This is a genomic window from Pseudomonas sp. Au-Pse12 (assembly GCF_021341665.1).
Classification (GTDB): domain Bacteria; phylum Pseudomonadota; class Gammaproteobacteria; order Pseudomonadales; family Pseudomonadaceae; genus Aquipseudomonas.
In genome coordinates, this window is sequence record NZ_JAJTTH010000012.1 from 15,855 (window position 1) to 27,999 (window position 12,145).

The following is a 12,145-nucleotide window of genomic DNA, read 5'->3' on the forward strand; positions in this document are numbered from 1 at the left end:
TCAAAAAGTTTTGATATTGCTGTTTGGAGGCGCTTTGCCAGAGCCTCTGCTTCTACTGTCAACGAATGGCGAGCGGCGTTAAATCAGTGGATTGTGCCCCTGAGCGAGGGAAAAACATGCCTGAGTGACTATCTGTCATTGCCCCCGTCAGACGCCTGAGGGAAAATGCAGGCCTTTTTTCCGTTTCGTTTTATTCAATCCCCAGGAGATCAGCGATGCCCAGCCGTCGTGAGCGTGCCAACGCCATTCGTGCCCTCAGCATGGATGCCGTGCAAAAAGCCAACAGCGGCCATCCAGGTGCCCCTATGGGTATGGCGGATATCGCCGAAGTACTTTGGCGTGACTACCTGAAGCACAACCCGAGCAATCCATCTTTCGCCGACCGTGACCGCTTCGTGCTGTCCAATGGTCATGGCTCGATGTTGATCTACTCGCTGCTGCACCTGACCGGCTACGACCTGTCGATCGATGACCTGAAAAGTTTCCGCCAACTGCACAGCCGCACCCCGGGCCACCCTGAATTCGGCTACACCCCGGGCGTGGAAACCACCACTGGCCCACTGGGTCAGGGCCTGGCCAACGCCGTGGGTTTCGCCCTGGCGGAAAAAGTCCTGGCGGCGCAGTTCAACCGTCCAGGCCACAACATCGTCGATCACCACACCTATGTGTTCCTGGGTGATGGCTGCATGATGGAAGGCATTTCCCACGAAGTCGCTTCCCTGGCCGGTACCCTGGGCCTGGGCAAGCTGATTGCCTTCTACGATGACAACGGCATCTCCATCGACGGCGAAGTCGAAGGCTGGTTCACCGACGACACGCCGAAGCGTTTCGAAGCCTACAACTGGCAGGTGATCCGCAATGTCGACGGCCACGATCCGGAAGAGATCAAGACGGCCATCGACACCGCGCGCAAGAGCCCGCTGCCGACCCTGATCTGCTGCAAGACCACCATCGGTTTCGGTTCGCCGAACAAGCAGGGCAAGGAAGACTGCCACGGCGCGCCACTGGGTGCCGAGGAAATCGCCCTGACCCGCGCCGCGTTGAAATGGAACCATGGCCCGTTCGAAATCCCGGCCGACATCTACGCCGAGTGGGACGCCAAGGAAGCCGGCCGCGCCGTGGAAGCCGAGTGGGATCAGCGCTTCGCTGCCTACTCCGCCGCATTCCCGACCGAAGCCAACGAACTGGTGCGTCGCCTCGCCGGTGATCTGCCAGCGGACTTCGCCGAGAAGGCCAACGCCTATATCGCTGAAGTGGCGGCCAAGGGCGAAACCATCGCCAGCCGTAAAGCCAGCCAGAACACCCTGAACGCCTTCGGTCCTCTGCTGCCCGAGTTCCTCGGCGGTTCGGCTGACCTGGCCGGTTCCAACCTGACCCTGTGGAAAGGCTGCAAGGGCGTCAGCGCTGAAGACGCCAGCGGCAACTACATGTACTACGGCGTGCGCGAGTTCGGCATGACCGCCATCATGAACGGCGTGGCCCTGCACGGCGGCCTGGTGCCTTACGGCGCGACCTTCCTGATGTTCATGGAATACGCTCGCAACGCGGTGCGCATGTCGGCGCTGATGAAGCAGCGGGTGATCCACGTCTACACCCACGACTCCATCGGTCTGGGCGAAGACGGCCCGACCCACCAGCCGATCGAGCAACTGACCAGCCTGCGCACCACCCCGAACCTCGACACCTGGCGCCCGGCCGATGCCGTGGAATCGGCGGTGTCCTGGAAATACGCCCTGGAGCGCAAGGACGGCCCATCGGCGCTGATCTTCTCCCGCCAGAACCTGCAGCATCAAACCCGCGATGCCGGCCAGATCGCCGACATCAGCCGCGGTGGCTATGTGCTGAAGGACTGCGCGGGCGAGCCGGAGCTGATCCTGATCGCCACCGGTTCGGAAGTGGGCCTGGCGGTTCAGGCTTTCGACAAGCTGACCGAGCAGGGCCGCAAGGTGCGTGTGGTTTCCATGCCGTGCACCAGCGTGTTCGACGCCCAGGATGCAGGCTACAAGCAGTCGGTGCTGCCGCTGCAGGTCAGCGCGCGGATCGCCATCGAAGCTGCCCACGCCGACTTCTGGTACAAGTACGTCGGTCTGGAAGGCCGCGTGATCGGCATGACCACCTACGGCGAGTCGGCGCCTGCGCCGGCCCTGTTCGAAGAGTTCGGTTTCACCCTGGACAACATCCTGGGCCAGGCCGAAGAACTGCTGGAAGACTAAACCCGGAAGCAGGGTTGTCTGCACTGACGCAATCGCGAGCAAGCTCGCTCCTGCAGGGATGTTTACCGTCCTTGTGGGAGCGAGCTTGCTCGCGATGACGATGGCGCAGGCAGCACGAAGCTGACGGTTTCATCACCGGTCATCGAGAACCCCATGCCTCAACCGCGTCCCTATAAAGTTGCACTCAACGGCTACGGCCGGATTGGTCGTTGCGTCTTGCGTGCTCTGTTCGAGCGAGGGGCTGCGGCCGGGTTCGAGATCGTGGCCATCAACGATCTGGCCGACATGGCCAGTGTCGAATACCTGACACGCTTCGACTCCACCCACGGGCGGTTTCCCGGTGAGGTGAAGGTCGACGGCGATTGTCTGCATATCAATGGCAACTGCGTGAAAGTACTGCGCAGTGCTACCCCTGAAGGCATCGATTGGGCGTCCCTGGACGTCGATCTGGTGCTGGAATGCTCCGGTGCCTACCACACCCGCGAAGACGGCCAGCGTTTCCTCGACGCCGGCGCGCCGCGAGTGCTGTTCTCCCAGCCGATGGCCAGCGAGGCGGATGTCGACGCCACCATCGTCTACGGGGTCAATCAGGATTGCCTGACCGGCGCCGAGCTGCTGGTGTCCAACGCCTCCTGCACCACCAACTGCGGCGTGCCGCTGTTGCGCCTGCTGGATCAGGCCGTTGGCCTGGAGTACGTGTCGATCACCACCATTCACTCGGCGATGAACGATCAGCCGGTGATCGACGCCTATCACCACGAAGACCTGCGCCGCACCCGTTCGGCCTTCCAGTCGGTGATTCCGGTGTCCACCGGTCTGGCGCGGGGTATCGAACGTCTGTTGCCGGAACTTGCCGGGCGAATCCAGGCCAAAGCAGTGCGGGTGCCGACGGTCAACGTGTCCTGCCTCGATATCACGATGCAGACCGTGAGCGATACCGACGCCGGCGAGGTCAACCGGATCCTGCGCGAGGCCGCCACCAGCGGTCCGCTCAAGGGCCTGCTGGCCTATACCGAGCTGCCTCACGCCAGCTGTGATTTCAATCATGACCCCCATTCGGCGATCGTCGATGCCAGTCAGACCCGTGTTTCCGGCCCCCGGCTGGTGAACATCCTGGCCTGGTTCGACAACGAATGGGGCTTTGCCAACCGGATGCTGGATGTTGCTGGGCACTACCTTCAAACAGCCACTCCACGCTCTGCCACTAAACTCTCTGTTTCTGAACAACAGTAACCCAGGAATTGCGACCCATGACCGTGTTGAAGATGACCGACCTCGATCTGCAAGGTAAGCGTGTGCTGATCCGCGAAGACCTCAACGTCCCAGTCAAGGACGGTGTTGTCACCAGCGATGCGCGGATCCTGGCTTCGCTGCCGACCATCAAGCTGGCCTTGGAAAAAGGCGCGGCTGTGATGGTCTGCTCGCACCTGGGCCGCCCGACCGAAGGCGAGTTCTCCGCCGAGAACAGCCTCAAGCCGGTGGCCGATTACCTGAGCCGTGCCCTGGGGCGTGAAGTGCCGCTGGTGGCCGACTACCTGGGTGGTGTCGAGGTCAAGGCCGGTGACATCGTGCTGTTCGAGAACGTGCGCTTCAACAAGGGCGAAAAAAAGAACGCCGACGAACTGGCCCAGCAATACGCCGCCCTGTGCGACGTGTTCGTGATGGACGCTTTCGGCACCGCGCACCGCGCCGAGGGCTCGACCCACGGCGTGGCCAAGTTCGCCAAAGTGGCCGCCGCAGGTCCGCTGCTGGCCGCTGAGCTGGATGCGCTGGGCAAGGCCCTGGGCAACCCGGCCAAGCCGATGGCCGCCATCGTTGCCGGTTCTAAGGTGTCCACCAAGCTGGACGTGCTCAACAGCCTGAGCCAGATCTGCGACCAACTGATCGTGGGTGGCGGCATCGCCAACACCTTCCTCGCTGCTGCCGGGCATCCGGTGGGCAAATCGCTGTACGAGCCGGACCTGCTGGACACCGCCCGCGCCATCGCCGCCAAGGTCAGCGTGCCGCTGCCAGTGGACGTGGTGGTGGCCAAGGAGTTCGCCGAGAGCGCCGCGGCTACCGTCAAGCTGATCGCCGAAGTGGCCGCTGACGACATGATCCTCGACATCGGCCCACAGACCGCCGCGCAGTTCGCCGAGCTGCTGAAGTCCTCCAAGACCATTCTCTGGAACGGTCCGGTGGGCGTGTTCGAATTCGACCAGTTCGGCAACGGCACCCAAGTGCTGGCCCAGGCCATCGCCGACAGCGCCGCGTTCTCCATCGCGGGCGGTGGCGACACCCTGGCGGCCATCGACAAGTATGGCGTGGCCCAGCAGATCTCCTACATTTCTACCGGTGGTGGCGCGTTCCTCGAGTTCGTCGAGGGCAAGGTGCTGCCGGCGGTTGAAGTCCTGGAAGCCCGGGCCAAGGCCTGAAGCCTCGATTGGCCAGGCAAAGGAGTGTTCTGATGGTCAAGACGTTGTCATGGTTGATCGCCGTGGGCTTGCTGGCGGGGTGCTCCAGTGCCCCCAAGGCAACGCCCGCGGAGGATGCCGGCGAGGCGCAGAAAGGCTGTTACCAGGCCGACTGGCAAGCCGAGACGGCGCCCGTGATCAACAAGCGCCTGGGCCCTGAGGGCCTGGAGAAGTACGAGACACCGTCAAAGGCCAGGGAACAGGGTTGCCCTTGACGGGTCAGATGGGTTAACGCAACGCGCCGGGGCCTGTGGGCCGCCAGCCGAGGAACATCGATGAAAGGTTTGATCGCCGTGGCGATGCTGGGCTTGTTGGCCGGTTGCGCCAACTTGAACCTGCTCAAGTCGCCGACCACCGACAACTGGACGACCTGGACCTGCGACAGCCAGGCCCAGGTGCTGTGGCGCTACACCGACGACAGCCGCAAGGCGGTCGACGTACGCCTGGGCGGTGACGACCAGGTGCGCCGCCTGAAGCTTGAACCCAGTGGCTCGGGTTCGCTGTACAGCGACGACATGCTGGCGTTCCACGTCAAGGGCGAGGAGGGCCTGGTCTACTGGGTTGCCACCAACGACCTGATCGGCCGCGGCTGCAAGGCCATGTAGGCGCTGGCTTGCCAGCGAAGGTGGCCTTGATCTGTGAGGCCCTTTCGCCGGCACGCCGGCTCCTGCGAGGCGCCACGGATTTAGTTGTAACGGACAGAACAGAGCGGGCTGACCCCCGATCTGCAATCACTTGAATAGCAGTCGCCGCTACGGCAGGCTTGCACGATTAACGACCCTCGACCGGGAGAGACACACACAATGGCACTCATCAGCATGCGCCAGATGCTGGACCACGCAGCCGAATTCGGCTACGGCGTTCCAGCCTTCAACGTCAACAACCTTGAGCAGATGCGCGCCATCATGGAAGCCGCTGACAAGACTGACTCCCCGGTGATCGTCCAGGCTTCGGCCGGCGCCCGCAAATACGCCGGTGCACCGTTCCTGCGCCACCTGATCCTGGCTGCCATCGAAGAGTTCCCGCATATCCCGGTGTGCATGCACCAGGACCACGGCACCAGCCCCGATGTGTGCCAGCGTTCCATTCAGCTGGGCTTTTCCTCGGTCATGATGGACGGCTCGCTGGGCGAAGACGGCAAGACCCCGACCGACTACGAATACAACGTGCGCGTCACCCAGCAGACCGTGGCCATGGCCCACGCCTGCGGCGTGTCGGTGGAAGGCGAGCTGGGCTGCCTGGGTTCCCTGGAAACCGGCATGGCCGGTGAAGAAGACGGCATCGGCGCCGAAGGCGTGCTGGATCACAGCCAGATGCTGACCGACCCGGAAGAAGCCGCGGACTTCGTCAAGAAGACCCAGGTCGACGCCCTGGCCATCGCCATCGGCACCAGCCACGGCGCCTACAAGTTCACCAAGCCGCCTACCGGCGACGTGCTGGCCATCGACCGCATCAAGGAAATCCACAAGCGCATCCCCAACACCCACCTGGTGATGCACGGTTCGTCTTCGGTTCCGCAAGAGTGGCTGGCGATCATCAACCAGTACGGCGGCGACATCAAAGAAACCTACGGCGTGCCGGTTGAAGAAATCGTCGAAGGCATCAAGTACGGCGTGCGCAAGGTCAACATCGACACCGACCTGCGCCTGGCGTCCACCGGTGCCATGCGCCGCCTGATGGCCACCAACCCGAGCGAATTCGACCCGCGTAAATTCTTCGGTGCGACCGTCACCGCCATGCGCGATGTGTGCATTGCCCGTTACGAAGCCTTCGGTACTGCCGGCAACGCTTCGAAGATCAAGCCGATCTCCCTGGAAGCGATGTTCCAGCGCTACCTCAAGGGCGAGCTGAACGCCAAGGTCAACTAAGCCTTAGCGCCCCTTCGAAAAAGCCCGCAGCGATGCGGGCTTTTTTGTGCCCGCCATTCCTGCCTTCGCCGGCAAGAGGAGGGTGTTCAGATTTTGTTGTGGTCGATGTCCAGCTTGGAAAAGGTCACCTTGCCGCCTTCGCTGGTGTAGCCGGTGTTGTCCTGTACGTAGACCCCGGCCTTGAAGTACAGCGGTTTGTTGCGCCAGCTCGCGCTCAGTTGGCTGTCCCACTGGTAGCCGGCGGCGCTGATGCCCAGGGCGCCGCCCGGGCTGAGGTGGATCAGGTAGGAAAACTCCCGGTTCATGGGGACGTTCTCGGCGATGCTGATGACGCGGCCTTCCTTGTCATCCGGGTGCAGGCGCACCTTGGCCACGATGTTGCCGCTGCCCTTGCTGGTCTTGTACTGGTACTCGACCTTCACCAGGGGCTTGGTGCTGTTGTAGGCGTGGATCTGGCCGATGACGACCTTGCCCGACGAGGGCACCTGATTCACCGCCAGGGTCGCGTACAGCAGGTTGTCGGCTTCGGGGTAGGTCCAGTTGCGCAAGGTGCCGTTGGCATAGGTTTCGCGCAGCTCGGTGCGCGGGTAGATGGCGTTCTCGGTTTTCGAGCCGGTGACCGGGGACCAGAAGAACAGAGTGCCGGTGTCGGAGTGGAAATACCGGTCCTTGAAACCCTTGACCAGGGTTGGGGTGTCAATGGTTGTCGGGGGGCTGCCGACAGGAATGCTGAGGTTCCAGGTTGCCAGGTCGATCATGGTCGCTGATTCCGCAAGGGCGTGGCTGGTGCAGGTTGCCGAAGGCTTTAGCCTGCGCTTCTTAGGGCGTCTTTATAGCTCAGAAGCGGCCGCTGGAGGGCTCCGTATGGCGGATATATGACGTCAGCAAAATGTCGAAATGCCATCTATCGCGGCTTTTATGCGGCAAATCTGTGACCGTTAGTCGGGAGTCGAGTCCATTGACGAAGTGATGGCGTGATGACAGCTACTGCTTTTGAGGATCCGGGTCTAGAGTGATTCCATAATCTTTGTCAGGTTTTCACACCAGTTCAGTCTTATTACAGACAAGAGAAGCAGCATGGAATGCGTGCAACCAGAGGCAGCCGAAGGCCACTCTACTCTTCTGATCGTCGATGACTATCCTGAAAACCTGCTGAGCATGCGCGCATTGTTGCAGCGCCAGGATTGGCAGGTGATGACCGCCGCCTCGGGGATCGAAGCCCTCGGCCTGTTGCTTGAGCATGAAGTGGACCTGGTCCTGCTGGACGTGCAGATGCCTGGCATGGATGGTTTCGAAGTGGCTCGGTTGATGCGCGGCAGCCAGCGTACCCGGCTGACCCCGATCATCTTCCTGACCGCGAACGAACAGTCCCAGGACGCTGTGATCAAGGGCTATGCCAGCGGTGCGGTGGACTATCTGTTCAAGCCTTTCGACCCGCAGATCCTCAAGCCCAAGGTCCAGGCCCTGCTGGAGCATCAGCGCAATCGCCGGGCCCTGCAGCACCTGAGCCACGATCTGGAAGTGGCGCGAGCGTTCAATGCTTCGGTGCTGGACAACGCCGCCGAAGGCATCCTGGTGGTGGACGAGGACGGCCGTGTGCGTTTCGCCAACCCGGCGGTCTCGCGTCTGCTCAACGCCCAGGTCAAGGAGCTGGAAGGCTCGGCCTTTCTCGACTACCTGCAAAAGCCCCACGTTCCCAGCTGGAGTGACTCCGAGCTCTACGCCTGCTATCGCCGAGGGGAAACCTTCCGCCTGCACGACGCCCTGTTGCGCACCGTGCCGGGCCAGCAGATCAGTGTGGCGCTGTCCTGCGCGCCGTTGCCCAGTGAGCAGAAGGCGATGGTGGTCACCCTGCTGGACATGTCCGAAGTGCGCCACCTGCATCAGCAGCTGGAATACCAGGCCGTGACCGACCCGCTGACCGGCCTGCTCAACCGCCGTGGCTTCTACCAGACCGTCGAGAGCATCCTGCTGCGCAGCGACCGTTCGGGAAAGACCCTGGTCCTGCTCTATCTGGATCTCGACGGCTTCAAGCGGGTCAATGATTCCCTGGGGCATGACATCGGCGACCGGGTGCTGCGTTGGGTGTCCGAACAACTGAAGGAGTGCCTGCATTCTTTCGACATTCTCGGGCGCATGGGCGGCGATGAATTCACTGCATTGCTGGAGCTGAGCTTTCCCGAGCAGGCGGCGAAAGTCGCCGAGCGGCTGATCGAGCGGCTGTCCATCACCCAGCAGATCGATGGCCTGGAAGTGGTGCTCGGGGCCAGTATCGGCATTGCCATCTATCCCGACTGCGGCTCGAATCTGGACGGCCTGTTGCGCGCCGCGGATGTCGCCATGTATGAAGCCAAGCGCGCCGGCCGCCAGCAGTACCGCTACTACGACCATGAGATGAATGGCCGCGCGCGTTCCCGGCTGATGCTCGAGGAAAGCGTGCGCAGCGCGGTCGAGCGCAAGGAGTTCACCCTGGTCTATCAGCCTCAGGTGGCGATCGCCGATGGGCGTTTGCGCGGCTTTGAAGCCTTGCTGCGCTGGCGTCATCCCAGCGTTGGCGATGTGCCGCCGGGCTTGTTCCTGCCCTTGCTTGAAGAGGCGCGGCTGATCAGTCGCCTGGGCAGTTGGATCTATCAACAGGGCGCGGCCCAGCGCAAGGACTGGGAACAAGTGTTCAACCCGGAGCTGGTGCTCGGCGTCAGCCTCAGCGCCACCCAGTTCGGCATGCCCAACCTGGTGGCCGAGTTGCGCCAGGTGTTGTTGCGCTATGGCCTGCAACCGCGCCAGCTGGAAGTGGAGGTCACCGAGGCCGCCTTGACCCATAACCTGGACGAGACCCGCAAGCAACTGCAGCAACTGCATCAACTGGGGGTGCGGGTGGCCCTGGATGACTTCGGCTCGGGCAGCTGCTGCCTGGCCTACTTGCGCGACCTGCAACTGGATACCCTCAAGCTCGACCGGCACCTGATCGCCCGGCTGCTGACCTCGCCACGGGACGCCGCCATCGCTCGCTGCGTGATCGACCTGTGCAATCAGTTCAACCTGCTGGTCATCGCCGAGGGCGTGGAAACCCTCGAGCAATACGAATGGCTCAAGGCCAACGGCTGCGAGTATGTGCAGGGTTTCCTGGTGGCTCGCCCGCTGACCGCCAACACCGCCAGCCAGTTTGCCCAGCCGTTTGACTGGAGCGCGCTACAGGCCTGAATTCGCTACACTGGCGCCCTTTACGCCTTGCGTTGCCCCTTCATGACCGCACTCAAATACCTCCAGGCCTATCCCGTCGCCTTGCAGCAGCAAGTGCGTCAGTTGATCGCTGAACAGCGCCTGGGCGATTACCTGAGCCAGCGTTACCCGGGCAGGCACGCGGTGCAGAGCGACAAGGCGTTGTACAGCTACGCTCTGGAGTTGAAGCAGGAATACCTGCGCAATGCGCCAGCCATCGACAAGGTGCTGTTCGACAACCGCCTGGACCTGACCCACCGTGCCCTGGGCCTGCACACCACGGTGTCCCGGGTGCAGGGCGGCAAGCTCAAGGCCAAGAAAGAGATCCGCATCGCCTCGCTGTTCAAGGAGGCGGCGCCGGAGTTCTTGCGGATGATCGTGGTGCACGAACTGGCGCACTTCAAGGAATCCGATCACAACAAGGCGTTCTACAAGCTCTGCGAGCATATGCTGCCGGGCTATCACCAGCTGGAATTCGACCTGCGGGTCTACCTGACCTGGCGCGACCTGCAAGCCAGGCCGGGATCGGCGGATTAACCCCTGAACACAAGGAGTGGGCGATGGATGTGAGCAAGACCAAGAGCAGTTTCTACCGCCGCCTGTATGTGGCGTACCTGATCGACAGCGGCCTGGCCAGCAGCGTGCCGGCGCTCACCGAAGTCACCGGCATGCCGCGGCGCACCGCCCAGGACACCATCGCCGCCCTGGCGGACCTGGATATCCTCTGCGAGTTCGAGCAGCAGGACGGCGCGCGCAACCATGCCGGGCGCTATCGGATTCACAACTGGGGCGCCATCGACAAGGGCTGGATCGAGCCCAACCTGCGGCAGATCAAGGCCGTGCTGGGCTATCCCTGAGGCTCAGGGCCGGCGCATGCCGATGTGCGGAATATCGTCTTCCAGGTATTCCTCGCCCGCCACCACGAAACCGTAGCGGCTGTAGTAGGCCTGCAAGTGAGCCTGGGCCGAGAGGTAGATCGGGGTTTCGGGCCAATGCCGTTCGGCCTGCTTCAGTGCCTGTTCCATCAGGGTGTGGCCCAGCCCCTGGCCACGTGCCTGTTCAGCGATGACCACGCGGCCAATGACCACGTCACCGCCCTGGGAGATGGGGTCCAGCAGGCGCAGGTAAGCCACTAGCCGGTCACCGTCCCAGGCCATCAGGTGGCAGGTATCGCCTTCCAGGTCACGGCCGTCGACCTCTTGATAGGGGCATTTCTGTTCCACGACAAAGACTTCGGTGCGCAATTGCAGAATCGCGTACAACTGCTCCTTGCCCAAGTCGGTGTGATGCTTGCAGACCCATTCGATGGTCATTTTTTTATCCTGTATTGAAGGCTGCGCGAAATAGTAAGCACATCGCTTCGGGATGTCTTGTCGGCAGTCACGGAGAAATTGTTTCTGTGAGTTAGGTCAAAATGCCATTACTCAGCTCACTGGTATTTGCCTTCTTTGTGTAATCTGTTTTCCAGGCCTGTGCATGAGTTCGGATGAGCTAATGTTAGGATCTGGGCCGACCTGCACCGAGCAGGCCGTAACCCTTGAGTGTGGGCTGGAACGCGCCGGGCCCTGGGCCCGCTAAGGATCTATTAGCATGCTGCGACTGCATCGAGCTTTGGCCTTGATCGGATTGCTGTTGCTGGACCAGAGCGCTTTTGCACAGAAGCTGCGGCTGGTCGCCGATGCCTGGCCCCCCTTCACCGACGCGACATTGGTCAATGGTGGCGTGGCCACCGATATTGTCAGTACCGCTCTGGCACGCGCGGGCTATTCCAGCGAATTCGAACAGGTGCCCTGGGCCCGGGCCCTGCTGGGTATCGGCGAGGGGCGCTACGACGTGCTGGTCAACGCCTGGTACAACGAAGAACGCACCCAGTTGGGGCAGTTTTCCGCGGAATACATGATCAACCGTGTGCGCTTCATCAAGCGCAAGGACGCCCCGCTGGAATACACCAACCTCAAGCAACTGCATGAGTACCCGGTGGCGGTGGTGCGCGGCTACGCCTATTCACCGGAGTTCGACAACGACCCGGACCTGCAGAAAGTCCCGGTGCACAACTTCGCCATGGCCGTGCGCATGCTGGCGGCGGATCGGGTCAAGCTGACCCTGGAAGACGAGTACGTGGCGCGCTACTACCTGGCCCGTGAATCACCGCGGGTACGCAACGCCGTGGAATTCCTGCCCAAGCCTCTGAGCGAGAACAGCCTGCATATCCTGGTCAGCCTGAAGAACCCCGAGCACGCGCAGATCGTGGCCCGGTTCGACCAGGAAATTGCCGCCATGAAAGCCGACGGCAGCTACGACCGCCTGTTGCGTCAGCACGGCATGTAAGAGGGGCAGCGCCAAGCTAGAGCCGTTCGCGCAGCTCTTGCCGCTTGTGGCTTGAAGCTTGCCG

Annotated in this window: 12 protein-coding genes; 10 read left to right on the forward strand and 2 right to left on the reverse strand. The window is 62.2% G+C overall.

Annotation, left to right across the window (positions count from 1 at the left end; all coding sequences use genetic code 11):
- Window positions 1-215: 215 nt before the first annotated feature.
- The 6 genes from tkt (at window position 216) to fba (ending at window position 6,534) form a co-directional block, all read left to right on the forward strand.
- Entirely contained in the window at window positions 216-2,213 is a 1,998-nt protein-coding gene (gene tkt / locus LXM55_RS27180; RefSeq protein WP_233323224.1) for a transketolase, read from the forward strand.
- A 153-nt stretch (window positions 2,214-2,366) separates the two neighbouring features.
- Window positions 2,367-3,446 (forward strand): erythrose-4-phosphate dehydrogenase, encoded by a 1,080-nt coding sequence (gene epd, locus LXM55_RS27185; protein ID WP_233323225.1) that lies wholly within the window; start codon window positions 2,367-2,369, stop codon window positions 3,444-3,446.
- A gap of 17 nt (window positions 3,447-3,463) precedes the next feature.
- Window positions 3,464-4,627, forward strand: a complete 1,164-nt coding sequence (locus LXM55_RS27190; protein WP_233323226.1) for a phosphoglycerate kinase — start codon at window positions 3,464-3,466, stop codon at window positions 4,625-4,627.
- Window positions 4,628-4,659: 32 nt separating this feature from the next.
- A complete protein-coding gene (locus tag LXM55_RS27195; protein WP_233323227.1) occupies window positions 4,660-4,881 on the forward strand; it encodes a hypothetical protein in 222 nt (73 codons plus the stop codon).
- A 60-nt stretch (window positions 4,882-4,941) separates the two neighbouring features.
- Entirely contained in the window at window positions 4,942-5,271 is a 330-nt protein-coding gene (locus LXM55_RS27200) for an MliC family protein (protein ID WP_011063956.1), read from the forward strand.
- Between the two features lie 198 nt (window positions 5,272-5,469).
- Window positions 5,470-6,534 carry a class II fructose-bisphosphate aldolase gene (gene fba / locus LXM55_RS27205; protein WP_003229012.1) on the forward strand — a complete coding sequence of 355 codons (1,065 nt, stop codon included), beginning with the start codon at window positions 5,470-5,472 and terminating at the stop codon, window positions 6,532-6,534.
- 86 nt (window positions 6,535-6,620) lie between these two features.
- Here fba and LXM55_RS27210 read toward each other — a convergent pair whose 3' ends face one another.
- Window positions 6,621-7,292: a polysaccharide lyase family 7 protein gene (locus LXM55_RS27210; protein WP_233323228.1), complete on the reverse strand. Its 672-nt coding sequence runs from the start codon at window positions 7,290-7,292 to the stop codon at window positions 6,621-6,623.
- Window positions 7,293-7,611: 319 nt separating this feature from the next.
- Between LXM55_RS27210 and LXM55_RS27215 the strand changes: the two genes are divergently transcribed.
- The 3 genes from LXM55_RS27215 to LXM55_RS27225 are packed head-to-tail and all read left to right on the forward strand — an operon-like array spanning window position 7,612 to window position 10,610.
- A complete protein-coding gene (locus tag LXM55_RS27215; protein ID WP_233323229.1) occupies window positions 7,612-9,735 on the forward strand; it encodes a putative bifunctional diguanylate cyclase/phosphodiesterase in 2,124 nt (707 codons plus the stop codon).
- Between the two features lie 42 nt (window positions 9,736-9,777).
- A complete protein-coding gene (locus LXM55_RS27220) occupies window positions 9,778-10,290 on the forward strand; it encodes a M48 metallopeptidase family protein (protein WP_233323230.1) in 513 nt (170 codons plus the stop codon).
- 23 nt (window positions 10,291-10,313) lie between these two features.
- Entirely contained in the window at window positions 10,314-10,610 is a 297-nt protein-coding gene (locus LXM55_RS27225; RefSeq protein ID WP_011063952.1) for a winged helix-turn-helix domain-containing protein, read from the forward strand.
- Window positions 10,611-10,613: 3 nt separating this feature from the next.
- Here the strand turns inward: LXM55_RS27225 and LXM55_RS27230 are convergent, their stop codons facing one another.
- Window positions 10,614-11,066 carry a GNAT family N-acetyltransferase gene (locus tag LXM55_RS27230; RefSeq protein WP_233323231.1) on the reverse strand — a complete coding sequence of 151 codons (453 nt, stop codon included), beginning with the start codon at window positions 11,064-11,066 and terminating at the stop codon, window positions 10,614-10,616.
- Between the two features lie 277 nt (window positions 11,067-11,343).
- Between LXM55_RS27230 and LXM55_RS27235 the strand changes: the two genes are divergently transcribed.
- Complete coding sequence (locus tag LXM55_RS27235) at window positions 11,344-12,081, forward strand: substrate-binding periplasmic protein (RefSeq protein WP_233323232.1); 738 nt, start codon at window positions 11,344-11,346, stop codon at window positions 12,079-12,081.
- Window positions 12,082-12,145: the final 64 nt, after the last annotated feature.

Bases quoted from the DNA above. Each gene is read 5' to 3' on its own strand.
- LXM55_RS27210 (WP_233323228.1), bottom strand. From the start codon at position 7,292: ATGATCGACCTGGCAACCTGGAACCTCAGCATTCCTGTCGGCAGCCCC.
- fba (WP_003229012.1), top strand. From the start codon at position 5,470: ATGGCACTCATCAGCATGCGCCAGATGCTGGACCACGCAGCCGAATTC.
- LXM55_RS27215 (WP_233323229.1), top strand. From the start codon at position 7,612: ATGGAATGCGTGCAACCAGAGGCAGCCGAAGGCCACTCTACTCTTCTG.
- LXM55_RS27195 (WP_233323227.1), top strand. From the start codon at position 4,660: ATGGTCAAGACGTTGTCATGGTTGATCGCCGTGGGCTTGCTGGCGGGG.
- LXM55_RS27190 (WP_233323226.1), top strand. From the start codon at position 3,464: ATGACCGTGTTGAAGATGACCGACCTCGATCTGCAAGGTAAGCGTGTG.
- epd (WP_233323225.1), top strand. From the start codon at position 2,367: ATGCCTCAACCGCGTCCCTATAAAGTTGCACTCAACGGCTACGGCCGG.
- LXM55_RS27235 (WP_233323232.1), top strand. From the start codon at position 11,344: ATGCTGCGACTGCATCGAGCTTTGGCCTTGATCGGATTGCTGTTGCTG.
- LXM55_RS27200 (WP_011063956.1), top strand. From the start codon at position 4,942: ATGAAAGGTTTGATCGCCGTGGCGATGCTGGGCTTGTTGGCCGGTTGC.
- LXM55_RS27225 (WP_011063952.1), top strand. From the start codon at position 10,314: ATGGATGTGAGCAAGACCAAGAGCAGTTTCTACCGCCGCCTGTATGTG.
- LXM55_RS27220 (WP_233323230.1), top strand. From the start codon at position 9,778: ATGACCGCACTCAAATACCTCCAGGCCTATCCCGTCGCCTTGCAGCAG.
- LXM55_RS27230 (WP_233323231.1), bottom strand. From the start codon at position 11,066: ATGACCATCGAATGGGTCTGCAAGCATCACACCGACTTGGGCAAGGAG.
- tkt (WP_233323224.1), top strand. From the start codon at position 216: ATGCCCAGCCGTCGTGAGCGTGCCAACGCCATTCGTGCCCTCAGCATG.